Origin of the sequence: Achromobacter anxifer, from assembly GCF_903652925.1 — a bacterium.
Taxonomy (GTDB): Bacteria; Pseudomonadota; Gammaproteobacteria; order Burkholderiales; family Burkholderiaceae_B; genus Achromobacter; species Achromobacter anxifer.
On sequence record NZ_CAHLAR010000006.1, the window covers coordinates 122,205 to 146,104 of the forward strand.

The 23,900-nt window shown below is 61.4% G+C and carries 24 protein-coding genes and 1 pseudogene; 7 read left to right on the top strand and 18 right to left on the bottom strand.

Translation table 11 applies throughout. The features are described 5' to 3' along the window. Positions 1-18: 18 nt before the first annotated feature. Complete coding sequence (locus HWY37_RS19905) at positions 19-801, top strand: SDR family oxidoreductase (protein ID WP_008642580.1); 783 nt, start codon at positions 19-21, stop codon at positions 799-801. Between the two features lie 31 nt (positions 802-832). After that, positions 833-1,621, top strand: coding sequence for an enoyl-CoA hydratase/isomerase family protein (locus HWY37_RS19910; protein ID WP_008642579.1), 789 nt, complete (start codon positions 833-835; stop codon positions 1,619-1,621). Positions 1,622-1,667: 46 nt separating this feature from the next. Here HWY37_RS19910 and HWY37_RS19915 read toward each other — a convergent pair whose 3' ends face one another. From HWY37_RS19915 to HWY37_RS19955, 9 genes are all read right to left on the bottom strand, one after another. Next, positions 1,668-3,635, bottom strand: coding sequence for a relaxase/mobilization nuclease domain-containing protein (locus HWY37_RS19915; RefSeq protein WP_008642578.1), 1,968 nt, complete (start codon positions 3,633-3,635; stop codon positions 1,668-1,670). A gap of 448 nt (positions 3,636-4,083) precedes the next feature. Beyond that, positions 4,084-4,671 (bottom strand): S26 family signal peptidase, encoded by a 588-nt coding sequence (locus HWY37_RS19920; protein WP_061072754.1) that lies wholly within the window; start codon positions 4,669-4,671, stop codon positions 4,084-4,086. Continuing rightward, positions 4,668-5,213, bottom strand: coding sequence for a DUF2840 domain-containing protein (locus HWY37_RS19925; protein ID WP_017234566.1), 546 nt, complete (start codon positions 5,211-5,213; stop codon positions 4,668-4,670). Before HWY37_RS19925 ends, HWY37_RS19920 begins: the two co-directional genes overlap by 4 nt. Then, complete coding sequence (locus tag HWY37_RS19930; RefSeq protein WP_039830464.1) at positions 5,210-5,494, bottom strand: hypothetical protein; 285 nt, start codon at positions 5,492-5,494, stop codon at positions 5,210-5,212. Before HWY37_RS19930 ends, HWY37_RS19925 begins: the two co-directional genes overlap by 4 nt. Beyond that, positions 5,491-6,129 (bottom strand): ParA family partition ATPase, encoded by a 639-nt coding sequence (parA, locus tag HWY37_RS19935; RefSeq protein WP_061072753.1) that lies wholly within the window; start codon positions 6,127-6,129, stop codon positions 5,491-5,493. Before parA ends, HWY37_RS19930 begins: the two co-directional genes overlap by 4 nt. 253 nt (positions 6,130-6,382) lie before the next feature. Then, a complete protein-coding gene (locus HWY37_RS19940) occupies positions 6,383-7,240 on the bottom strand; it encodes a replication initiator protein A (protein WP_017231425.1) in 858 nt (285 codons plus the stop codon). A 26-nt stretch (positions 7,241-7,266) separates the two neighbouring features. After that, positions 7,267-7,557, bottom strand: a complete 291-nt coding sequence (locus HWY37_RS19945) for a helix-turn-helix transcriptional regulator (protein ID WP_021027215.1) — start codon at positions 7,555-7,557, stop codon at positions 7,267-7,269. Positions 7,558-7,640: 83 nt separating this feature from the next. Continuing rightward, positions 7,641-8,396 carry a DUF2285 domain-containing protein gene (locus HWY37_RS19950; protein ID WP_017231427.1) on the bottom strand — a complete coding sequence of 252 codons (756 nt, stop codon included), beginning with the start codon at positions 8,394-8,396 and terminating at the stop codon, positions 7,641-7,643. 325 nt (positions 8,397-8,721) lie between these two features. Then, a complete protein-coding gene (locus HWY37_RS19955) occupies positions 8,722-9,072 on the bottom strand; it encodes a DUF2958 domain-containing protein (protein ID WP_017231428.1) in 351 nt (116 codons plus the stop codon). A 258-nt stretch (positions 9,073-9,330) separates the two neighbouring features. On the opposite strand from HWY37_RS19955, the gene HWY37_RS19960 reads away from it, so the two are divergent. Beyond that, positions 9,331-9,621: a helix-turn-helix domain-containing protein gene (locus HWY37_RS19960; RefSeq protein WP_021027213.1), complete on the top strand. Its 291-nt coding sequence runs from the start codon at positions 9,331-9,333 to the stop codon at positions 9,619-9,621. A 34-nt stretch (positions 9,622-9,655) separates the two neighbouring features. Continuing rightward, positions 9,656-10,792 (top strand): HNH endonuclease, encoded by a 1,137-nt coding sequence (locus tag HWY37_RS19965; protein ID WP_021027212.1) that lies wholly within the window; start codon positions 9,656-9,658, stop codon positions 10,790-10,792. A gap of 280 nt (positions 10,793-11,072) precedes the next feature. On the opposite strand, the gene HWY37_RS19970 is transcribed toward HWY37_RS19965, so the two are convergent. Then, positions 11,073-11,387 carry a DUF736 domain-containing protein gene (locus tag HWY37_RS19970; RefSeq protein ID WP_017231974.1) on the bottom strand — a complete coding sequence of 105 codons (315 nt, stop codon included), beginning with the start codon at positions 11,385-11,387 and terminating at the stop codon, positions 11,073-11,075. Between the two features lie 855 nt (positions 11,388-12,242). On the opposite strand from HWY37_RS19970, the gene HWY37_RS34555 reads away from it, so the two are divergent. Beyond that, positions 12,243-13,055, top strand: coding sequence for a PD-(D/E)XK nuclease domain-containing protein (locus tag HWY37_RS34555; RefSeq protein ID WP_021027211.1), 813 nt, complete (start codon positions 12,243-12,245; stop codon positions 13,053-13,055). A 92-nt stretch (positions 13,056-13,147) separates the two neighbouring features. Here the strand turns inward: HWY37_RS34555 and HWY37_RS19980 are convergent, their stop codons facing one another. From HWY37_RS19980 to HWY37_RS19990, 3 genes are all read right to left on the bottom strand, one after another. Then, positions 13,148-13,357, bottom strand: a complete 210-nt coding sequence (locus tag HWY37_RS19980) for a hypothetical protein (RefSeq protein ID WP_017232044.1) — start codon at positions 13,355-13,357, stop codon at positions 13,148-13,150. Positions 13,358-13,419: 62 nt separating this feature from the next. Then, entirely contained in the window at positions 13,420-15,504 is a 2,085-nt protein-coding gene (locus HWY37_RS19985; RefSeq protein ID WP_017232043.1) for a ParB/RepB/Spo0J family partition protein, read from the bottom strand. Between the two features lie 65 nt (positions 15,505-15,569). Beyond that, on the bottom strand, positions 15,570-16,394 hold the full coding sequence (locus tag HWY37_RS19990; protein WP_017232042.1) for a DUF932 domain-containing protein: 825 nt from the start codon (positions 16,392-16,394) through the stop codon (positions 15,570-15,572). Positions 16,395-17,052: 658 nt separating this feature from the next. Between HWY37_RS19990 and HWY37_RS19995 the strand changes: the two genes are divergently transcribed. Then, positions 17,053-18,183, top strand: coding sequence for a nucleoid-associated protein (locus tag HWY37_RS19995; protein WP_076472149.1), 1,131 nt, complete (start codon positions 17,053-17,055; stop codon positions 18,181-18,183). Beyond that, positions 18,149-19,831 carry a hypothetical protein gene (locus tag HWY37_RS20000; protein ID WP_076472153.1) on the top strand — a complete coding sequence of 561 codons (1,683 nt, stop codon included), beginning with the start codon at positions 18,149-18,151 and terminating at the stop codon, positions 19,829-19,831. Before HWY37_RS19995 ends, HWY37_RS20000 begins: the two co-directional genes overlap by 35 nt. Positions 19,832-19,921: 90 nt before the next feature. Here HWY37_RS20000 and HWY37_RS34910 read toward each other — a convergent pair. The 5 genes and pseudogenes from HWY37_RS34910 to HWY37_RS20025 form a co-directional block, all read right to left on the bottom strand. Continuing rightward, positions 19,922-19,996: pseudogene (locus tag HWY37_RS34910) on the bottom strand (JAB domain-containing protein); the annotation flags it as partial. A gap of 228 nt (positions 19,997-20,224) precedes the next feature. Next, positions 20,225-21,508, bottom strand: a complete 1,284-nt coding sequence (locus tag HWY37_RS20010; RefSeq protein ID WP_017232040.1) for a hypothetical protein — start codon at positions 21,506-21,508, stop codon at positions 20,225-20,227. Positions 21,509-21,533: 25 nt separating this feature from the next. Continuing rightward, complete coding sequence (locus HWY37_RS20015; protein WP_012479502.1) at positions 21,534-21,839, bottom strand: helix-turn-helix domain-containing protein; 306 nt, start codon at positions 21,837-21,839, stop codon at positions 21,534-21,536. Then, positions 21,820-22,203: a type II toxin-antitoxin system RelE/ParE family toxin gene (locus HWY37_RS20020; RefSeq protein WP_017232039.1), complete on the bottom strand. Its 384-nt coding sequence runs from the start codon at positions 22,201-22,203 to the stop codon at positions 21,820-21,822. The genes HWY37_RS20015 and HWY37_RS20020 overlap by 20 nt, the downstream gene beginning before the upstream one ends. 139 nt (positions 22,204-22,342) lie before the next feature. Continuing rightward, positions 22,343-23,548, bottom strand: a complete 1,206-nt coding sequence (locus HWY37_RS20025) for a tyrosine-type recombinase/integrase (protein WP_017232038.1) — start codon at positions 23,546-23,548, stop codon at positions 22,343-22,345. Between the last annotated feature and the right edge of the window lie 352 nt (positions 23,549-23,900).

Below are 23,900 nucleotides of genomic sequence, written 5' to 3' on the forward strand. Positions count from 1 at the left end.
ATCCATCGAGCAAAAATCATGCAACTCAATTCCGACATCTCCGCCGTCATCACCGGGGGCGCTTCCGGCCTAGGAGCTGCCACGGCCAGGCGCTTGGCCAGCCATGGTGTCAAAGTCGCCATCTTTGACATGAACGAAGCCATCGGCCAGGCGTTGGCCAGCGAACTTGACGGTGTTTACTGCAACGTGGACGTGACGTCCGAGGAGCAAGTGGACGCCGCCTTCGCCAAGGCCCGCGCGGCCATTGGACAGGAACGCATTCTGGTCAACTGCGCCGGTACTGCCGATGCCGTCAAGACGGTCAGCCGCGACAAGAAAACCGGCGAAATCCGCCCATGCCCAACAGATCGTTTCAATCGCATCATTCAGATCAACCTAGTGGGCACCTTCCGCTGCATCGCCAAGTCAGCCGCGGGCATGTTGACGCTCGCGCCGCTGGCCGATGGCGACCGCGGCGCCATCGTCAACACTGCGTCGGCCGCCGCACAGGATGGCCAGGTTGGCCAGGCCAGCTATGCTGCCAGTAAGGCTGCCATCGTGGGCATGGCCTTGCCGATTGCGCGCGACATGATGGACGAAGGGATCCGGGTCAACACCATCATGCCGGGGATCTTCGGAACACCATTGCTGCTGGGCCTGCCGGACAACGTCAAGCAGGCGCTGGCGGCCAGCGTGCCCTTTCCCAAGCGTTTGGGCGATCCCGATGAATTCGCGCAGGCCGTCGAGTTTCTCGTCACCTGCGGCTACATGAACGCCGAGTCCATTCGGGTGGATGGCGCTATTCGCATGGCGCCGCGCTGACGCCTGAAATCTTGGCCCATCAGGAAGCGTCATGTCCGAAAATTCTGTCATTCTCGAAAAGCATGGTGCTGTTGCGACCATCACACTCAATGCGCCTCAGAAAAAGAATGCGCTGAGCACGTCTGTCGTCAACGTGCTAGCTGGCGTCATTGCAGACGTCGAACGTGACGGCTCGATTCGCGCTTTGCTGCTGCGCGGCGAGGGCCGGATGTTCAGTTGCGGCGGCGACATCGACGAAATGGCGGCAGCAGGCGAAGCGTTGTCTACCTTGGTCGATGACGAATTGAGGGTGGTCGAACGCATGATTCCTCAATTCGCCAGCCTGCCATTCCCGGTGGTCTGCGCCGTACAAGGCGCGGTCGCTGGAGGCGGCCTCGGACTAGCATTGGCCTCTGACTACCTGATTGCCGCAAGTGGGACGAAATTCGTGGCGGCCCACACCGGCCTTGGATACGCGGGGGATTTCGGCATCAGCTGGCTCCTGCCGCGCGCAGTGGGCGGACGACGCGCACGCGACATGATCCTGACCAACCGCGTGGTCGGTTCGGATGAAGCCTTGGCCTGGGGATTGGTCGAGAAAGTAGTTCCGGGCGAGAGCCTGCTGGACGAAGCGCAGCGCATGACGGTGCAATTCTCGACCGGTCCTACGCATGGTTATGCGGGCGCCAAGCGCCTGCAACTTGCTGCCTTCGAGAGCGGTCTGGTGACCTCATTGAGGTTAGAGGCGGCCGAAATGAATCGGGCCTCGAAAACCACGGATTCGCTGGAAGCGGTCCACGCGTTCGTCGCAAAGCGAGTGCCTCAGTTTACCGGACGCTGAACGGTTGTAGACGCATCCAGTTGGTGGAGTTCAATTGCCGTTGGCGTCAGGTAATGGATAAACCCAACTGGCGTCGGATTTGCCAGGATACAGTGCCACCATGTATCTGTGCAGAAATCAGCATGCCGAGTCGTTGTTCGATGACCGGCTTCCACGGCACCAGGCTGAACCCCATACCGTCATCCAGCATCGCGTAGCGCCCGCTGGCCAGCATGAGGCTGCGGCGGTAGATACCCGCCACGCGCTGCCCCTCAGCTACCGGACGATGCTCCAAGCCCGTATCAGCGGCAATGTCCTTCGCGGCCTGCGCCACTTCCCGATTGCGCAACGCGCCCAGCAGATTGCGCGCCAGGATCACGCGCTGGCCGCGCCGCTCGGCCAGTCCCTGTTCGGCCAGGAAATCGGCGCGCTGCTGTAGCGCCTGCTTGGCCTCGCCGCCAAAGCCCAGGTCACCCAGACCGGAGCCGCCGCCGATCAACTGCTGATCCAGCCAGGTGGCACCGATCACGCGGGCCTGCCGCTCGATGGGCAGGTGCGATTTCAGCTCCACGGCCACGCCGCCCAGGCGCTGCGCGTCGTACTGGCGGCCACGCTCAGGCAAGTCACCGGGCACCTTCCATAGTCCCTCAGCGACGCGCTCCACGATGCCCGCTCGGCGCAGGGCTTCAAGGCGGCGGACATGGGCCGCAACCACTTCATGCGGGTCGCGGCCATCCTTGGCCTGGCCTTGTGCAATGGCCAAGTGATGGTCGGTGCGGTACAGCCCATTGGTCGCCAGCGCGGTGATGGTCTTGTCCGCTGCGCGCACCTCGGCGGAGCCTTTCACCTCGACCACTGCGCTCATGGGGTACTGCTCCAGTTCCGTCCTGGGCGGCAGCGCCACATAGTGGGCCTTGCCGTCGATGCCATCGACCACCAGATAGCCCCGGTCGTACAGTTCGTCGGCCAGTCCTTTGCCCGCCACGCGGCCGATGATGGAGTGTCCATCCTCGCCCGGTTGGAACACGGCCAGGTCACGCTGCTTGCCGCCCATCGCGCGCTGCATGGTGCGGATGATGTCGCCACGTTCTCCCATGGCCCGCAAGGTTTTCTCGGCATCGGCATGCACGGCCCAAGTGCCGGGCTGGGTCTGCGTGGCAAGCCCCATGCGTTGAAGCCGCTGCAAGCGCCCGACCAGCAGCAGACGCTGGCGTTGCAGTTTGGGTTCGTTGAAGCGCTCGACCTTCACCAGGCCGTCCACCGCCTCGCGCTGGAGGGTGCGATCCAGGCTCGTCCACCGCTCCTGTTCCACTTCGCGGGCTAGGGTGCGCTGGATCTCCAGCTCGGTGCGCGGCCCCAGCCATTCGGTGGCCAGTTCCATCGCCCGCTCGCGCATGCCGCGGGTGATGTACTCCTGCGAAATGATGAGATCCTTGCCAGTGTCGTCCTTGCCGCACAGCACGACATGGGTGTGCGGGTTGTCGGTATTCCAGTGATCGACCGCCACCCAATCCAGGCGGGTGCCCAGGTCGGCCTCCATGCGCTGCATCAGGTGCCGGGTGTAGGTGCGCAGGTCTTCGAGCTGCTCCGCATCCTCGGGCGAGACGATGAAGCGGAACTGGTGGCGGTCGCCCTTGCCACGCTCCTCGAAGGCGGCCGTGTCCGCCTCGTCGGTGATGGCGCCATAGGCACGGCCCTGTCCACCCTGGCGGTCCACGCCTTCGCGCTCGATGTAGCGCAGGTGCTGCACGGTGGAGCGGCCGCTGGCCTGCTGCAAATACACCAGCCGCACCTTGACCGTGGCCCGGCGAGAAAGCGCCGTCAACGACTGGCCCGTGAAGCGGGCTGCGACATGACCGCGCCCCAGGCGCGAACCGGGGGGCTTGCCGGTGGTCTTGCGCCCCCGGCCAGAGACGCCAGCGGCCTTGCTCGTCTGGCGCAGCACCTGGGCAATGAAGGTGTCGCCGCGCTGCCTGGGCTTGCTGGGCCGCACGCGAAAACGGTCATCGTCACCGGGATTTCCGCGCTGGCTCATGATGCAGTCCCCACCAAGCCCATCGCGCCCGAGCGCATGCGGCACACGGTATTCCCAATGCCCGCAAGGCCTTGGGGCTGCTGGCGGCACGAAGCCACCTTGTGGCGAGTGCCGCCCCCAACCCACGTGCAGACTGGCTTTGCGCGCGCCGTGGTGCCGCGCCCTTCAATCTTGCCTTCCGCCTTTGCCCCTCGCTGACGCTCCGGGCAGCGGCGGCCCGGCGGCGCTGCTGCACGAGCAGCCAGCGCGCCGGCGAACGCAAACACGGCCACTGGCCGGGCGCGTTCGAGGCAAGACGCCTGCACGTTGGATGGCTGCGCCGAAGGCAGCGCGAAGTGCGGCGCGGATGCGCTCGCACTGCACGCGCAACGACACAGCGACGGCCAGCAGCACGACACGCCCGATGGCACGATGAGATGCACGGCAGCGTGCAGCGAATCGGCGGCCATCATGGGCGCGACTCCAGCCAGACCGGACGCGCAACGCCGATCACGGCAGCTGCGCTGACCGGCCCGAAGTAGCGGCTGTCGAACGACGCCGGATTGGTGACGCTGAGCAGGAACAGCTCGCCGGGCCGAAGGCGGCGGCACTGCTGCCAGGATGGCAGCGGCCGGCCCCAGCGATCCGCAGACAGCACGGCGGCCGAAGGCACGCCGTCGATGCGAACGCTGCCGCCGACGATGCACACCTCTTGCGGCGCCACTGCGCCCACTCGCTTGAGCAGGGGAATGCGTGTCGGCAGGTAGCCGCGCTGCGCAGCGAGCGCGGCAGCCTCGGCCGGCAGCGGAACCAGCACGATGGTGCCCACGGATAACCGACGTGACAGCGGGCTAGCGCGATGGTCAAGCGGATCGACGCGATACCAGCCGACTGCCACGCTGTCGGACGGGTTGTAGGTCAGGCGCGGCAGTGGATGCACGAAGGACGCCCAGGCCAGCGCAGCGAGGCCGCAGGCGGACAGGCCCGCCAGCACGATGCGAGCGCGCAGGCGCAAGCGAGGACGCGGTGCGGTGCCGGTAGTCGAAACGGCGGTCATGGCAGCGCCCTCCCGATGAGCCAGGCGGAGTGCCGCTCGGCGGTGTATTCGGGCAGCGGCAGGCGCGCAGCGAGCCGGTTGGCGAGCGTGCGCCAGTACGCGGGCGAAACGGCAGCGGGCGCGATGCCCAGCGCCTCGATGGCGTCGATACGCTCCAGCACGGCGCGCACCGATTGCTCACCTTCGGCGTGCAACAGCAAGCGCGCGCCCGGCTGCACGCCGGGGATGCGCTGCTCCTCATCTAGCGGCGTGCAAGCCTGCATCACCATGAGCTGCCAGCGCACGGTGCCGTAGTCGTTGGCCTGCCAGCGAATGCGGCAGAAAACGGCGTTCGGCAGGAACACGGCGAGACTGCGCCAGCGGTCGAACCGGTGCGTGCGCGCGGGTTCGCCGAAGCGCAGATAGAGCTTGAAACGGTGCTCCAGGAAGGCCAGCGAAACGCGCGTTAGCGGCGTTGAAATAGGCCGCGCCGCGTGTGCTGGGAATGGTGGCGCTGGTACAGCCGTGGCCGCACCAGCGGCAGGCAAAGCGGATGCGATCATGGTGTGTTCTCCCTGCGGTGTTCTGGAAACTCGCGCTCCAGCAGGCCGCGCAGCAGTTCGGCCACCGTCACGCCTTGCGTGAAGGCCGATACCTTGATGCGCGCCCGCATGGCGGGCGTGATGTCGAGGGTCAGACGAGCCGTGTAGAGGTCGCCTTTGCCCAGCGCATCGACGTCACCTTGGCGAATCCACGCTTCGGCGTGCGGATTCGTGGGCGGGCGCGCGCCAATGCCCACGCGCTTGGCTGCGCGTTTGCTGCCGAGTGACGGCTTTGTGGTCATGATGGCCACCGCAGCAGTTCGTCCACCAGCGCGGTGATTTCGCGGGCGGCGGCGCTGTCGGGCGCCAGCTCGCGGGCAAGCCGGCCGGCGGCCACGCTGTCTGCGAAGACGATGCGCTGGCGTACTTCCGAGCGCAGCGCGGGCAGCGGCTGCTCGGCCAGAGCGCCGCGCGCTTCGCGTCCGATCACCGTGGTGCTGACGCGCCGGTTGATGACGAATGCCGCGCGCAGCGCAGGCCGGAACACCTGCGCCTCGCGGATCAGCGCCACCATCTCGGCGCTGGCCCACAGGTCGTAGGGGCTGGGCTGCACGGGGATCAGCACGCGCTCGGCCGCCAGCAGCGCGGAGCGCGCCAAGGCGGCGATGCGCGGCGGGCCGTCGATGACGACGTGATCGGCCCGCCTGGCGAGTTCTGGCGCCTCCTGATGCAATGTTTCGCGAGCGAGGCCCACGGCGCTGAACAGCCGTGGCAAACCTTGCTGGCTGCGGCGCTGCGTCCAGTCCAGCGCGGAGCCTTGCGGGTCGGCGTCCAGCAGTACGACGTGCTGGCCGCGCATCGCCAGCTCACCGGCGATGTGGGTGGCGAGCGTGGTCTTGCCCACGCCGCCTTTCTGGTTGAGCAGCGCGACGATCATGGCCTGACCCTCCACGTTGGAAAGCCCGGCTGTTGCTGCTGTGCGTGGTGCCGCTCGGCGGTTTTCCACCGGCGTGCGGCGCTTCTACTATCAGTTAGATGATTTAAGTTAGGGAAGTTAGAGGGGCCGCAAACCCGCACCGTTATTGGGTTTGCTGGCGATTCGTACTCCTGATAGCACGATAGCCGTACTCCCGATAGCACGATACGCCGTACTCCTGATAGCACGAGCCCATCCACAAGCTGCGCACCGTTTATCCCCGTGCCGTGAACGGCACGGGCCGGAAGGTCAGCAGCTCGGCGCCGTTGTCCGGCATTCGCTCGATGCCCAGGACGTAGCCGGGCATCGACTGCCGAGCGACTAGCGCGCGCAGGTCGTAGGCGAAGTCCGAGAAGCGCGTGGCGCTGCCCGATTTCCGATACAGGTGCCGAAAATCGAATTGCCAGCCGCCCGGTTGGCGCCCGCCGTGCTTGCGCACCAGCCGGTACAGCCATCGCTCGATCCCGCCCGTGAGCCGGAAATACGCCGGGTCGATGGTCAGTACCAGGGCGGCATCCATGACGCCCGCGTAAAACCAGTCCGGCAGGATCAGCTCCAGCCCCAAGGGCGTGCCCTTGGCATCGGCCAGTTCCTTCCATTCGTTGATCCACGAGAAGCGGTGCAGCCGTCTTCCCGTGGTCTCCCGGATGGACGTGGCCACCGTGGTGGATTGCAGGCGATCCAAGGCCGCTTTGAGACGTTGGTAGTCGCGCAGCGACGTACCGCGCCCGATGAAGCGCAGGATCTCGTAAGGCGTGGCCTGCATCAGCCGCGACGGGCGCAAGCCCGCATCGCGCGCTTCCACGATCTGACTGGCCGCCCAGATCAGGATGTCCGCATCCCAAATCGTGGCGATGCCGTGCTCCTGCGTGCCCTCCACGCGGATCGTGATGCCGCTGGCCCGGAAGTCGATCGGCGCGACGCGCCGCGACTTCGCCAGCGAGAAGAACGGAAAGGCCATCAAGTCCTGGCTGTCGCGCGGCGCCATGTCGCCCGGCAAGGCGCGAAACAGATCGAGCTGTTCGCGCTCTGGCACGGGCCGCTGCCGGGACGGCAGCGCAGTGCTGGACATGGCGATGGCCTGCCGCGTGCCGCCGATCAGCGCGCACGGCTGTCGGCCGAGTGGTGCTCGGCGTATTCGGGATCGGAAGTCGTCTCGAAGCTGCGGTCGGCGGCCCAGGCGTCGAGGTCGGCCACGGCGTACATGACGCGCCGGCCGAACTTGCGAAAACGCGGGCCACCGCCGAGTACGCGCTGTTTTTCCAGCGTGCGCGGCGACAGCCGCAGGTAGTCGGCGGCCTCGTCGTTGGTCAGATAACGCTGCGGCTGCGCAGCAGTGGTCGGGGCAGTGGCGGGTGCGGCAGAAGGCCGCAAGGGAGCGGGACGCATAGTGAGAACCTCCGTAGCTTTCAAAGCTCCGGCCGCACAGCGCAACCGGATGGAGGCAGTCTCAGAAAACGAAGCCCTCTTGCTCAGGGTCGTTTTGCGTGGCCATCAAAACGACCCTTCTCAAGCGGCGCAAGCTGTGCTAGGCGGCGATAGCCGCCGCGCATCAGCGCATCGCCGCGCCGCACCAGGCGGCGTACCTTGGAGCGCAGGCCGCCGTCGCTGTACCAACCGGCCGTGGCGTCTACGCCGAACAATCCTTCGGCCACGTCGCGCAAGGACGCGCCCGCCAGGGTCGCGTCGAGCGCCTGCAGGGTGTGCAGCTCCAGTAACGCAGCAGGCGTCGGCCTGGGCCTGGTTCGCGCGGCGCTGGGCGCGTGATCGAGCACAGGCGCGGCAGCGTCGCCGCGATGGGCATAGGCGACAGCCATGCCGTCTTCCAGGCCAAAGGCCAGCGCGTAACGCTGGCAATGGCCGGGGCTGCGCGCGATCAATGCCAGCCGCTTGCCATCGTGGAGCAGGTGCTTGTGGCCGGGAATGTTCCAGAAGTCGAATCTGGCCGCGTCAGGCGGCGGATCAGCATCGGGATAGAGTTGCACCACGGCCGCATGGCCGGGCAGCCAGGCCGGATGCGCGTCACGCGCATCCAGCGCCGGGTCTTCCAGCAGGCGCAGGCCCCAGCGATACGCAGCATCGGGGCGGCGCGCACGGCGCACCCAGTCAAGCCGGTAATCAGGATGCCTACGCAAGTACTCCCAGGCCAGCGCCAGCGCATCCAGCCACAAGATGTAGAGGTAAGCCGCCGTGGGATACCAGTGAGCGACGTGATGAGGATTGACCATGACCGTAGCTCCTGTCGAACAGCAGGAACGTCGCCACGGCGTCAGACATGCAGGAGCCTTAAATCAAGGTAGAAATCCGGTTAAGCTGTATCTGTTGGTGTCAAGGCTAATTGGCTCCGGCGTATTGCGAAATCCGTCCGAATGCGACGGCCGCCCGACTTAGAAATGTCATGCGGCACGGAATACCGTGCCGCAACTCCCGCAAAGGATCGTGGCTGTTTTTCGCATGAGGGCACTGCTTCGGTGCAAGAGTGCGGATTCAGACTTTGCGGGTCTGGAGCAAGACCGAAATAGCCTTAATACGCCCGGCTTGGGTGCGAATGGCTCAATCGACGACAGAGCGGTTTTCCTGCGCCAGCCGCAGGTATTCCGACAGCGGGCGCACCGCCTGGAAGTACAAATCCCGCGCTACGGGCTGCTTGTTCGGGCCGACGATGGAGGCCAGGTCGGACAGCTTGATGTGACCCAGCTCGGGCATACCGATGCCCACGTCCATGACGCCCCAAGCTGTATCGCCGTCGGCAGGATCGAGCGATGCCAGCAGCCAGATCGCGTGGGCGTCGGGAGTGAATAGCCGCACGACCGGCAACGGGTCGTATGGTTCACCGGCGGCGACCCGCCGCCCGTTCTCCAGCAGCGCGGCGCGCTGCTCCTCGGTGACGAGGGGAGCCTTCATCGAGGTGCTCCTGTTCCAACATGGCATGTCGGTTTTGCGTTTCCACGCGAAAGCGTGGATGCGTATTCCACGAAAGCCGTGGAAACACGAAAGCGCAAAAGCTCAATTGTAGAAATCTGCAAAGGCACGTTGGCGGTTTCCCGGTTTCACCGGAATCCGCAGAAGCGGATTTCCGTAAAAGAACGAAAAAGGGCCAAAAGCATGAATGAGTTAAAGATAACGTGGTTTTAATTGTGCTGCGAATTGACGCTTCTGTCCATGCAGAAGCGACCCATTCAGCGTGGCCGACCAGCCGGCGCCACCACCTTCGACGCCGAGTTGGCGCAAGCCTTCGGCGCGGCGGTGCGCGCGTTGCGGACGGAGCGCGGCATCGCGCAGGAGTCGCTGGCGAACCTCGCCGGCATCGAGCGTTCGCACATGGGCAAGGTCGAGCGTGGCGAGCACATGCCCACGCTGGCGATCATCTTCAAGATCGCCAGTGCGCTCGAATGCAGCACGGCAGTGCTGATGAGCAGGACAGAAGAGCTACTGGCAGTAGCCAGGTCGTAGTCGCCGAAGCGCTGCGTTTCGGTCGGGAGGATTCATGAAAACATGTTGGCTTTGCCCCAATCCCTTGGAGGGCGATCACCGAACGGGTGAGCACATCATTCCCAGCTCAATAGGTGGGCGCAAGGAAGTCCACGACTTCATCTGCAGGAGCTGCAATAGCACGCGGGGCGTTGCATGGGAGGCGGAACTCGCAAAGCAGTTCCTCTGGTTTTCGAGTGCAGCCGGAGTCAAACGCGGGCGAGGCGGCACGCATCCAGACTTCAAAGTGCAAACTGCGTCAGGAGAAAAGCTACGGCTTCGGGCTGACTCTGTATTGGTGCTTGATGGGCATGATATATCGACCCAAGAGTCAGACAACAGGATAGAAGTCGCCATTCGAGCAAATGATTCAAGAACTATAAAGAACTTGCTCAAAAAGATTGCTGTCGATCACCCGGAATTCGATTTCAAGAACGCCACCACCCGCTCGGAGCAAGTAGACAATTACTTGGACGAACCGCTCTGCATGAATTTCCGCTATGGCGGCCCGGCAGCCGGAAGGTCTATGGTCAAGTCGTGCCTGGCCCTCTTGTCGGAGGTTGATCATATTGAAAAAAGCAACTGCGCTCGGGCACTGGCTTACCTCTTAGACCCGAGCCCTGAGGCTCCAAACCCCTTTTACTTTTTCTTCGATGCGGATCTGATTGAGAACCGACCGCAGGATCACCTTTTCCACTGTGTTTCCGTGGTTGCTCAGCCACAGGAAGGTCGAATCCTCGGATATGTAGAACTCTTCAATTTTGCAAGGCTCCTTATCCTTATCAGCGATGAGTACAGCGGCCCGGCTTTTCAAGAGACCTATGCCATTGATCCCGTCGAGGGGAAAACGCTGGATTTATCCGTTGATTTCAGCCTCGTAGGCCGCTTGGATGACTTGCCAAAAATAGCGAGCGAGGCACCAAAGATGTACCTTGAGGCTTTTCAGCACACCGGGAAGATCGTTCAGGCTCTTAACGATGATCGAGTCAGAACGCTGGCCATATCGAGGGCCAGTGAGGGTGCGTTAAAAACACTGGGCTTAGCCCCGTCGGCGGAAGAGGTACCCCCCGAATTGAAAGACGAATGGATTCGCCTATTCATGCTGAATCTCAAGCCATACATCGAATCAACAATTAAAAGGGCAGCGCCATAACGCAGCTCGCTCCCCCGGGAGCAAGCGAAGCGCGCAGCGCCGCAGGCGCGAAGGCGTGAGGGATTGAAGCCGAATGGCCGTGACGGCAACGACGGCGCGGGGCGTAGCCCGTAAAGCCCGGCGGCGCATCGCGCCGACACGCCATGCCCTGGCCGTAACCGCAGACACTGCTCCCAGTCTGGAAGACGTAACCTGCAATGGACGCTGCCTGCCGCTGCCTCGTTCGGGACGAACGAACAGCGCAGCGCCCCGCCATGTGACGGGGCGCAGTGGGCGGCTGTCAGGCCGCCTGGGGCTTGCTGCGCGACCAGATCAGGTCGTGCGTGCCGTCCTCGCCTTCGATTAGGCGGGCGTAGACCGTGGCCGGGAACGAAGGATCGTCGAGGGTCACGGAGATGTACTCCCGCCCGGCCTCGCTGGTCTTCTTCCACGCCGCGCCGATGTCATGGCTGGCTGCCTGCAGGCGGAAGTCCGGGGCCTTCTCGTTGTCCCCCTTGTCGTTGGGCACCAGCTTGACCTTGACGTTGAGCGTCAGGGTGCGAAGCGTGCCGGTGAAGCCGTCTTTGTCTGCGGTGAAGCTGCCGATGTTGGCCATGATGAAACTCCTTTTGGTGGAACAAGGTTCGCGCCCATCGCGTCCTTGTTGTGATCCGGCCGGCGGGGGACGGGCGGGCCGCACCGCTTGCGGTCGAAACGCAGTGGAGAGCCGGAAGGCGAAAAGAATTTGGCCCGCGAGGAATCTGCGCAGCAGAGGGGAAATTGTTTTCGCTGGACGGTTGCAGCCATGAAGCCCGAGGCGCAGCCGCGCCACCGCCAGGATTCACAACAACACAAGGACGCCTTGGGCCGAACCACCCCCAATTCGAAGGGAGACAGGGCCGACTCGGCATCCCCGCCCGAAGGCTGTTCCGGCTCGCCCTCTGACGCGGGCCAGGTCAACACCCCAACGACAGGCGAGAACGCCCCTGCCGCACCTTGCGGCGCCGCTCTTGAGGCGTGGCGTGGAAGCTCCATGGCGATGTCGGGCGGGATGCCCGTGAACCGTCCTTCGTGACGTGATGGGCGAGAACCGCCAGCGTTGAGGACGGCACGCATCTGCACAACCTGCCGCAGCAAGCATCAGCGTGTTCGCCAACGCACCGTCCATTGCGAAGAGGCGCTGATCGTGCCGATCCGGCGCAGCCGGTTCGGCAGCATCGAGGGGCGCCAAGCTGCGCGCGGCGGGGATAGCCCGTAGGGCTTTCCCCTAGAGGCAAGCGCAGCGCGCAGCACCGCAGGCGCGAAGGCGTGAGGGATTGAAGCCGAATGGCCGTGACGGCGAAGTCGGCACGGGGCGCAGCCCGAAAGCCCGGTGGCGCATCGCGCCTACACGCACAGGCCCATATCACCTACTTCCCACTATAAACAAGCTACGCTCTACCCTGCTTACACCTCTCAGAACCAGATTCATATGACCCAAGATGAGTTCATCGACACATTGGAGCGGTATTCAGCCGCCCTGAGCGCAATGCTTGGGCGATTTACCAAGTCTCACAGTGGCATCTATATGGCCCAAGGAGATGAAGGCAGGTATAGGGAAATCGGGGTCGAACTCATCGACCTTTTTCGGGATGAAGTCGTTGACGGATTGCATCATGCGAAGATCGTCGCAGACTACTTCAACGACAGCACCAATACCTATATCGGCACGCCGTCATACCGGGGCGTGGAAAATGTCAGAGGAGTAGTCAACGCCATGCTTGCACGGGTAAGGAGAAGTCCTGCCTGCCTTAGAAGCGCCCAACTTTCTCCGGGGAAAGTCACAGCACCCGAAAGGGTCGAAGCGCTCTATCGGATAGGAGAGCGCTTTCATCAGGTCGCAAAGCAACTACGTGTTCGGCGTCAAGACCGACCGACTCTGGACATCGGTGATGAATACGACGTGCAGGATCTGTTCCACGCGCTCTTGAGAATCCCCTTCGACGATGTGCGACCGGAAGAATGGACGCCCAGCTACGCTGGCGGCGCGTCCAGAATGGACTTCTTGCTTCCCGAGATTGAAGCCGTGGTGGAGATTAAGAAATCACGGCCAGGACTCGGTGCCAGAGAGTTGGGCGAGCAACTCATCGTAGATATTGCGAAATACAAGAGGCACCCAAACTGCCGCACGCTTTTCTGCTTCGTATATGACCCGGATGGCCGAATCCATAACCCGCGCGGAATCGAAAACGACCTGAATGCAGAGCAGGACGAACTCAAGGTCAGAGTCTTGATCGCGCCATGAAGCATCCTCACCGGGCGCGGCCACTGCCGCGCCCGGATTTTGCGTTTCACCGCGCCCAGGACGGAACGACCTGGGCGCGGTGCTGAACGCGGTTATTCCTTCGTCTCGATGATCCACCACACGGCGCGCGCCAAAGCGCGGCCCGTGATGGGATGAATGTCGGTGAGGTCTGCGCGGGCCGTCCAGCCCGAGGGCGGGCGGTAGCCGCGCACATCGCCCTCGCCGTGCCAGCTGCGGGCGCGCACCGTGCTGGGGGCGTAGATCGCCGCCATGCGCGGGCGGCTGGTGGTGGTACGGGTCATAGGGAGTCTCCTTCCAGCAATGCGCCCCGGTCGGAACCGGGGCGCTTACCTGTGATGCAGGGTCAAGCGGCCAGCGCCTCGGCGGGCTCATCCGCCATTGACTCGGCATCCTCCGGCGCGTCCTGCTCCGGTCCTGCCTCCTGCGCGCTTTCCTTCACTGCCTGCTGCGGGCCTTCGGCCTTGAAGATGGCGGGCATCCAGCCCGTACCGTTCACCAGCCGCTCGGCCTCGCTGGCAATGTCAGCCTTCTTGAGCTTCGCCAGCCGGGTTACGTGCTGCGGCGCGTACTCGCCCACCGCATCCAGAGTCATGGCCTTGGAAACGTGCTTGAAGTAGCCCTCTGCGGTCGGCTGCCACCATGCGGCCATGTCGAGGCCCGCGGCCTGCGCCAGTTCCTCGCCGGGCTGGTGCGGCACGGCGCGAGGCGTCACCACGTCCACCGTGGAAGCCACGCACACGGCTAGCAGCCGTACCAGTTCGTCTTGCGGCTTCGCCAGCAGCGCAGCGAACAGTTCGGCGCTGTCCTCCGGCAAGGCTTCGCCCGCCGCCTGTTGCAGTTCGCGCAGCGCCACAGCGGCGAGCGATTCCGGCCAGTCCGGGGCCATGCCTTCCAGCCGATCTTGCACTTTCAGGCCCACGCCCAGCGGCAGAGAATCACGGCTGCGACCGTAGCGGCTTTCCTGCAAGACGGTCTGCACCATGCCATGCACCACAGCGGCCAGCGCCACCTGCGGATGCCGGGCTACCTCGATTTGCAGCGCAGCGGTGCGGTGAGCGCTCAGGCGCTGGGCCAGCCGGTCGGAAATCGCTGCGGCCTTGGGCTGCTCGTCTTCCTCGCCTTCGTCATCGTTCGCGGTGTCCGGGTCGCTGAAGCCTTGGCGCAGCTTCTCCAGCGTGCGCAGCGCCTTTGCTTCGGCCTCGCGCAGCAGCCCTCGATGAATCACGGCCTCGCCGTTGCGGTCGATGGTCACGATGGCACCGGCTGCGGCCTTCACGTTCGCGCCGTAGTCCTGCAAACCATCTTCCAACGCCTGCAACTGCTCGCCCAGGGTTTCGCCTTCCTCCTGCAAGGCATCGGCCTTTTCCTCGTCGTCGGCGTCCATCGCGGCGTCCACGGCTTCACCGATGGCCCGCATTTTCTCTTGCAGCTTTTCGATGCGCTGCGCTTCGCGCTTGTTCGGCTCGCGCCGTTCCCTCGGCGCACGCTGGAAGGCGTGCAGGTCGGCATGGGTCACGCCCGGCGTGGCATCCACCCACGCCCAACCCTCGGCGCGGATAGCGGCGGCAATACCTGCCAGCTTGTCTTGCGCCAGCCGTTCCAGCAGCGCGGCATCGTTGAGGTACACGCCCGCATCGCCTTCCGCGAACAGGTCACGGCGGATGCCACCGCCTGCGGCTTCGTAGGTGTCCAGTCCGACGAAGCGCACCAGCGGATGCCGGTAAGCGTCGATTTCCCTTTCGGTCAGGCGTTCGCGCAAGTGCGAGGGATGCCGCTGCCACTGTGGGGCATCGTAGAACGCGGCTTCCTGCATGGTGTGGTCGTCGGTGATGGCAAGGGCCATCAACTGGTCAAGGCTCACGGCATCGGCGCGATAGTCGGCCATGAGGCGGGGCGAGACGTTCGCCAGCTTCAAGCGGCGCTGCACCACCAGCGGCGTAACGGAGAAATCCGCCGCAATGTCCTCGATGGGTCGGCCTTCGGCCACCAGCGCGGCGAATGCCTCGAACTGGTCTGCCGGGTGCATGGCTTCGCGCTGCACGTTCTCGGTCAGGCTGGCCGTGCGGGCCGTGCCATCGGCCACCTGCAAGCAAGGCACGTCCCAATCCTTGGCGATGCGGTGCTTTTTTGCCAGCAGCTTCAACGCGGCGAGGCGACGGCCACCGGCCACGACTTCGTAATGCTCGCCATCGGCGGATGCAATCACGATGAGGTTTTGCAGCAGGCCCACGCGCTGGATGCTCGCGGCCAGTTCAGGGATGGACATGCGCGGGGTCTTGCGCACGTTGCGGCCCGTGGGGCGCAGCACCAGCCGCGACAGCGGCACCAGGATCATGTGCTTGCTCGGGTCGGCGGCTTGCAGCACGTTCGCGGCGCTGCTGGCTGCGGTGTTGACGGCGTGGGCTTCGGTGTAGGTGATAGCGTTCATGATGTATCTCCAATCGAGTGAAACAAGGGAATGGAGGGGAAACGGCCCCTCCGGGGGGGGAACGGTCAAGCCTTGAGAGCGCGCATGCCATCGGCCAGCAGCCACAGGGCGCGGTTCAGGCGAATGTCGGAATCAATGCCCTGCACGGGGCGGGTACTCTGGCGGCGTCCATTGCTGCTGCGGCCATGCAATCCGCCCTTGGTCAAGTTCTCCTGCGTGCGGTTGAACACGCTCCACAGGTCAGGGCGGCGGTCATCGAACCGGCGCGGCATCAGGATTTGCGATTCGGTGATGGGCGCGGGCTTGTCCGGGTCGTCGTACTTCAACGCCAGCGCAGCACGGGCGAACACGTCGGATTCGCCATCGTCCAACGTGATGCTGCGCATCAGGTCGCGCGATTCCTTCACGCGCTCGAAACCGCTCAACACCTCGAAAGCGCCTTCGATGACGGAACCGGCCACGTCGCCTTTGTGGGGTACGCGCACGTCCGCCACGGTGTCGCCGCAGACAAGGCCATTGCTGCAAACGAAACGGAACATCCCGGCCAGCATCTGATAGCTGCTGGTGCCGTCGTGCGAGTTCAGCAGCACGATTTCGTTCGCCTCCGCGCCGTTGATCTGGCTGGCGTGGCGCAGGCGCAGCATGTGTTTCGTGTGCTCGCGCTTGCCTTCATCGCGCACGCGGGTCTGCGTCACCATGAAGGGTTGAAACCCCTCCTTGCGAAGCTCGGTCAGTACGGCGGCCGTGGGGATATAGGCGTACCGCTCGGAACGGCTTTGGTGCGGGGCATCCGCGAAGATGGACGGGGCCACCCTGCGAATCTGGTCATCGGACAGCGGGTAGTCGCTGCGCAGTGCTGGGGAGTGGGAGGCAAAACGGGTTGCAAGCATGTCGTTCTCCTGAACAAAAAGGCTGTTGAAGAAAACCGCACACCGGATTCCTAGATTCGGAGCCCAGCCTTTCGGCTGTTCGGTGCGGTCGGCACGAGGAACCCGGTTGGCCCTGTTGCCACCGTCTTTCCTGAGTTCATCGCCCGCGACGAAAGGGAGCCCGTGGACGGGGGCCGTCAAGGAGACAAGCGCAGGGTTGGTGCGGCCCGCAGGCGCAGCCGAGGACACGGCCCTGCGCGCCTTGACGGCACACGGACGCGGGCTACAGTCGCGGACAAGGTGATGGAGTCAGGAAAGACGGCTGGACATGGCAACGGCCCTCCCTCTGTGCCGAACCGCACGGCAAGCGCAAGCGCGCAGGCCCGAAGCTGGAAGCCGGGCCGGAGGCGTCAGGGATGCGGAAGGCTGGCGAATGCCAGTCCCGTTAGGGATGAGCGAACAGCGAACCTGAAGCAGCGTGGTCCGCGAAGCGGAGACGCAAGGATGTCTCCAAATGTTAAGAATTTCTGATAAATTGCATGTTTGGTATGGGTAGATGACCAAAAATCATCTGGTTTACCTTGACGCAAAATATTGCTAATACACAAAAGTAGTGTGAGGAAAAATTAAAATCCACACATCATTTAACTCTAAATTTAAAAATTAAGACGGGGTGTCGATGAGCATTCTTAGTGAAAAAGAAGCAGAAGGTCTCACCATTGAGCGAATGATCTTCCACGTTGTCGATCCTGCGTCGGAATCCCCCGTTTTTTTAGCAGAAGTTAAACCACCGCAATGCGTGGATTTCTTCGTTGAGCGAGTTAAAGAGACTCTTCGTGGAGCCGCCTATGAGTTTCTTCCTGGCGCAGGAATTCCAAGCCTCCTTTATCGAGCTTTGCCTAGCCAAAAAGCAAAAGATGGATTTATAAAAGCCTCGCACGATCTGGCAGCTAGATTCAAAGAGAAAGTAAAGCAGGACAAACGACTTGCGCCCGGCGTTCTGATGCTCTTTGTCCTCAAAACGGAAGGGGATACTCGATTTGTTGCCGTCATCAAATACGAGCATCAGCAGGTCGTATCTTATTCCTACATTAAAGATGCAGAAGGTAATCTGATCTTAGATGGGGATGGAAACCCTGTTCCTGATTTGCAGACGCTTGTCGAAACATTTACGAAGGATCGTAAGGCCATGCAAAAATCTGCCGTCATACGATTTCATAAAAATGAAAATATCGAATCAGGCGGGGACTTTCAATCATCAATCGTGGTAATTGACCATTCGTCCGGGCGCTATCGCGATGCCACTCAGCATTTTGCCAATTTCCTGGATATACGCCGTGCGCTTGAGCCGGTCGAGCTGACCAAGCGCCTCGAAGATGCGGCAGTCGAGTCAATCAAGGCGCACAAAAGTGAGGTTCCTCCCGAAGTTGCGAAAGCGCCTAAGCGGTTCGTACGTGCAGCCATGTCAAGGCTTGAAGGTTTTGACTTTGAAAAGCCAGAGGAGTTTCTTGGTGCCGTATTGCAAGGTGTGGCTCCAGAGGCTGCAATTTTAAAAACCTTCAAGAGCAAACTCGCCAATAAGAACATAAGCACAGAAGCATTCAAATTTGAGGGGGCTACTCCACCACCAGCTGAGTACCGGCGGGTTGTCACAAATGAAGGGATAACTCTCTTATTTAGCGCCGGGCACGAAGAAAACAAGAATGTAGAGATAAAAACAGAGGGAAATGGAGGCGTTGAAATAACCATACGATCCACCGGCTTGGAACGGAACGATGAACTCGAAAAAATGCCTCGCATCCCTGATTGATGCTTTAGGAGAGCATGTCAACATCCGCGAAACCATCGATCAAATCGACATTTCCGGGCATGTCTCTTCTGAAAAATCGGGCGATTTCAAGCGAGCCTTCGATGATTTCTCAGGAAAGAAATCGGAAGCTTGGTCGATTTCCATCCGTGATGGCGAGTTTTCCGAGATCTCAATAGATGCTGTTGCAAATGAGGATGTCACCCTTGTAATCAAGAAGCCAGTAGGCGGAAGGGTTTTCTTTGCGTCGCAAGCAGGATTTTCAGCGGCCTTGGAGGACAAGGCATTGACCTTAGCCAGCGAGCTATTGGTACTAAATTTTTTTACTGGATTCAAGACCAAGGGGTTTTCTGTCCTTTCTTGGGATGGCGAGCCATTACCTGGCTTGCCACCCTTGGAACCCAATTCAGATGCAATCGACCCCAGAAAAGGTGTAGTGCGCGATTTGACCGGCGCCACTGTTCCGGCAGACCCTTATCGCTGGATATTAATAGGCGATGATGGCAGTGGTGAACCGTGGAATATATGGAAGGCGCTGGCAGCTAAAAATCTGGCAACGCTACTTGTTTCAGATGTGTGGAAAGAAGATACAATAAAGGTATCTCTCAATGGCGCAAGAAAACGTACTTTCTATCTTGGGGAAAAGTGCCAGGATGACAACGCCTATGCAAAAATATGCCAGGCAGCCGACTGGATACTCGTAAAGCAGGACACAGAAGCCCGGCATGAAGTTCTTGTGCGGCGTCTTTCTGCGATTGTCAGGGACTCTCAATCCAATGGGAACTTGGAGTGGCTAACCGTATTACCCGAATCTCTGCAGGAAGCGCTTGATGGGGCTCGGCTTGATCATCGCGCCTATGTGAGATCAAAGTCAGCAGAAACAGTAAAAGCTATGGCCGACCTTAGGAAGGCGGTTGGAGAAGATGTTTCGCGTATCGTGGATCGTGTTCATCGACTTTCTACGGGTTTTGTGATAGGTCTCGCAGCATTGGCAACGGGGCTAGGCGTGCGCCTGACATTGCTGTCCTCTCAGAAAAACACCTGGGCAGTTGCCGGGATAATATTCTGCTTTGTTTTATTGGCCATTACATGGGCTAGCATAATTATTCAACGTCATGTTAGCTCTAAGTCATTGGTAAATGAGCTGCTCAACATGAGACGTTGGCATAAGAATATTCATATAGCGCTAACCCGCTCAGACTATCGAGAGCTGGCATTGCATCCAGTTTTGGATGCCATTCGTTTGTACAAGAAAACAGCAAAAATCACCATTAAGGGAATGATTGCTGCCTCATTTATTTTTATCGCTCTGTTTGTTGTTGCTCCATTTTTTCACCCAGGCAATAAATCTGTTGGAGTTGGCGATGAAAATGAAAGTGCGCAACCATCATCTGCCGCCATTGTTGATCAATCGATTTTAAAATCTAGCCCCCTGCCGAAAGATGGCGTAACTGTTGAAATTGCTCCATCCAAAAAGCAAGAATCAAATCCTAAAAATGACAAAACCGTACAAGATACGAGTCCTCTTAATGATGTGAAGAACAACTCTTCGCAGCAGGAGCTTGAGGTTGGAGAAAAGCAGTCGAAGCCAGCTCACAGCAAGCCTCGTTCGGCAAACGACACAGTTGCTGCCCCAGCCACGAAGATGTGATCCAGTGCTGTGCGAACGCCAACTGTCGGGCGCTTTCTTGATTCGCTGGTTCAGCAATATGTCGGCACTGTCCAACTCAGGATTCCTGCTCAGGTGGTTGTGCGCTTGAATGACCGCCGCCGCATTGAGCCGCAGCACCTCCTTGACCACTTCACGCGGATACACCCATGCTCGATGGCATGACGTAGGCTTCCTGAATCTGGTCAGCCGTCGCGCCGACAGTTCTGGCCTTGGGAATCGGGCTCTATCAGTGCAGCACCGAACGATGAAAAGGACGGTTGCGTCATGGTCGTGCTCCGGTTATTCGGGCGGAATTGCCCAGAACCGTGGCCAGTACGGCGCAGCGTAAGCAATCAGCTATTCGGCTACCTGATGATTTTTGGCATCGCGTGGTTACGACTCTGCGGCCGACGTTTCATGATCGCGGCGTAAATCGGACACCACTGCGATCAGCCGGTTGATCGGCTCGGCCAATCGCTTGGGCAGCACACGGTGTTGGGTATGGATACCCTGCTCGGCAATCCAGCGATGGGCGATCCAGACATCCTCCTCTGGATCGTTGTTGTTCACGCCGTTGCAATACTTGTAGCCGACAAGTGCATCGGCATGGGAAAGCAGCAGTCGCGCCATCGTCATATGAAAACGATGGGCCTGAAGATCCGCAGTGTTTCGAGGGCGAGGAAGAGTCAAACGCAGGCACCGCTGGCTATTGAAGTCCTTCCAATCAGGCCCGGCAACTTCCCCTGCGCGCTCCAGCATCTTGCGTGATTGTTCACTTTTTCCGTTGACCAACGCGACCGCAACAGCTCCCTTCGGGTATTCCAGCCTTTCCGCCAGCAAGTTCATCCAGTGCGCCAGCTTTTGCAAGGTTGCATCATCTGCGAACACTAGGAACTGGTGACGTTGCTCGTCATCGAGGAATGCTGGCAACTGGGCGTAGAGGGGGTACAGCAGGTCATGGAGATAGATGTACGTTTGCCGGCGCCCTTGTTCGTGGCTGCGCGTGGTGGCGGTCAATGCCTGCTGCGCCCATTCTGGCGTCAACTCGTCGATCGACATTTCCGTGATGTCGATGGAGATGAGCGGGAACCCCAGCGACTTACCGATCAGTGCCTTACGTCCGTCGAAGGCATGGCCAAGCTCGATTTCCACGCCACCCAAAACCATTGGCTCCGCTTGGACAGGCGGCCCAAGCACCGCAACATCGAGCCGGAATCGGCTGCCGAAGGGTGTATCCAATGGATGCTCGGTCGCTACACGATCAGCGCCGAGCAATAGGTTACCTTCCAGCGGGTAGTCTGATGCATCCGCATCCTTGAACCACCACGGCATGGCAAGCCGGGCATCCAGACGCCGACCAAGCTCTGCCGCGATCAACTCTTTTGCGCGCCGATGCTCTTGGCTTTCCTGTACGGCCCGCTGCCGGTTGGTTTCTTCGTCATCAAAGTGCGCCCTGAGGTCGTAGATGCGATCAACGGGCAATTGCCGGAAATGGGAGCGCCGACGCAGCTTTCCATCTTCAAAGATAGGGCTGACCCACGTCACCATTTGCCGCAAAGCATCGGGAGACACCAACGGCCATAACTTGCGCGCATGTTCCCGGCTGCGAACATCGCGCGCCACAATCCGGGTCTGAAACAGGCCCTTGCGGGAGAAAACGACTACGGCTTCATCCATGCGTGGCAGTCACCAGTGCGGGGCACTAGATGATGGCTTGCAAGCCCTTGTCGGCGATGATGTTCAGCAGTTTGAGCGCCGGGCCGGCCGGGTGGGTATCGCCTTGCTCCCATTTGCGCACCGTCGAAGCTGTCGTGTGCAGATGCAGCGCAAACACCGGCTGGCTGAACTTCAGTTCTTCGCGCAGGTGTTTGATGTCGGCAGCACTGAACTCCCGCACTGGCGGCGGGCAGATGGCATCGAACTCGCGCATCGTTACCTTGCCGATTGCGCCAGCGTCATGCAGCGCAGCCAAGTCGCCGCGCAGGGATTCAATGAGCTTGCTCGTCACAACACACCTCCAGTAGAACGCCGGACTCCAGCGCTTTCGCCAAGTTCTCTGCCGACAGTTCCAGAAACACCTTGCCAGCGAACTGCAACGCCTTCCTTTCGTCCTGAGTGATATTCGCCTTGTTGCTCTTGGGGAACCCATGCAGGAACACATAGCTGCTGCCGATCCGTGCCGACAGCAGCGTCCGATAGCCGCCGCTTTTGCCGCCACCAGGGCGCGCTACCCGCTTCTTGTAGAGAAAGCCGCCCAGGTCAGCATCAACCAGACCGGCCTCCATCTCCTGGACTGCTTTGCACAAAGCGGCGTCAGGTAGCCTTTCGCTGGCCTGCCACCGTGCAAAGTCCCTGCGTTTGAAGACGGTCATATTTGGCACTCCCGAAAACTATACCCGAAACGGGCATGGTTTGCCAGTTCAACTTTCGGCTTTCTCGGCGTTGGGGAGGATTCGCCAGACAATGTCTGGCGGATTGGCTTGTCGTCCATATACAGAAGCATTTCGCTGTTCATGCTGCGGCCTCCTGCGACTGGCGCTGCCCTGCGCCGGTGATGGCCTGACGCCGGCTGGCCACCAGTTCGGCCGCCTCGCGTACTGGCTTGTCTTCTGTGTGGACGTAGTGCATGAACATCGCTACGGTCTTGTGTCCTGTCAGTCTCATCCCTACCTTGGTCGGCACGCCCGAATTGGCAATGTCGGTGGTCGAACGGTGGCGAATACCATGCGTGCCGACGTGCGGCACGCCGGCGGCCTTGAGCGCCCGGCACCAGCCGCCGTAGTGCTCGCCAAAGGTCAGGTGCTTGTCCGGGTCGTTTGGCGACGGCAGGACATACGGGCAGCCTTCCCGGCGCGGCGCCGTCGAGAGCAGCCGATAGGCTTCCGCGCTCATGGGCTTGGACATGCCGCCAGTCTTGCTGTCGGGCCAAACCACACGGCGGTTCTCGAAGTCCAGCCAAGCCCATTCGAGTGGGCAGATTTCGGAGCGCCGGGCGGCAAACTCGAATTGCAGCCGGATCGCCAGGGGGATGACGTAGTTCTCCAGCCCTTCGGCCTCCAACTTGTCCAGGTGGCGGTAGATCAGCGCCAATTCGCCATCCACGATGAGCCGGGTTTCCTTGCCCGGCGGGAACATCGGGACATGCCGGCACGGGTTCGTGCCGTCCGGGCGGTAGCCCCACACTTCGGCCAGATTGAACATCTTGCGCAGTACGCCGAATGCCTTATTTGCCTCGGTCGGCTTGTACGAGAGCTTTTCCATCAGCCCGGCAATGTCGGGGCGCTTCACATCAAGCACCTTCTTGCGGCCCAGCAATGGGATGATGCAGCGGTCGATGACGCCCTGATAGCCTTCCTGCGTGCTGGGCTTGTTGCGCTTCTTGGAGTAGTCCTCCATGAACTTCTTGCACAACTCCGCGATGGTGGGGGCCTTGCGCGCCTCGGTTTTGGCGCCGCCGGGATCGCCGCCTCGGCGAACCTCGGCCAGCCAGTCCTGCGCCATGACGCGGGCCTGCTCGACGGTCAGTTCTCCGAACAGACCCAAGGCGGGCTTGCGGCGCTCGCCCGCGTTCGTGCGGTACTGGAGCATGAACACCCGGCGACCCGCCGGGGTGATCTTGCACAGGAAGCCGGGCACCACGGTGTCCCGCAGTTCGACGGCCTGCGCCTGGGGTTGTGCCGCCTCTACGGCGGTCTTGGTGAGCTTGATCTTGGCCATGATGACTCCTTGGAACGACCCGATTCCAAGAGCCACATAGGAGCGGCGCGAGGGTAAGCCGGGTCAGGTTTCAGAAAGCACCGGCATATGATGGACGCGCGTAAGTTATTGATAAACCTGCTGTATCCAGCTTCAGCGCAGTCCAGCGAAGTGCCGGGCTGGAGTCATCGTGAAATAAAAAAGCGGTCCTACTGTATTTCTGGTTTCGACGTCGGCGGGGGTTTGGTTTGCTGCGTCGATGGATGAATCTTATCTACTACTAGGTAGATAGCGCAAGGGCTTTTTATGAAACAAGATGATTCCAACAACAGCCCACTGCCGCTCCGAGCCCGCCGGAATCCCCCCAGGCCTG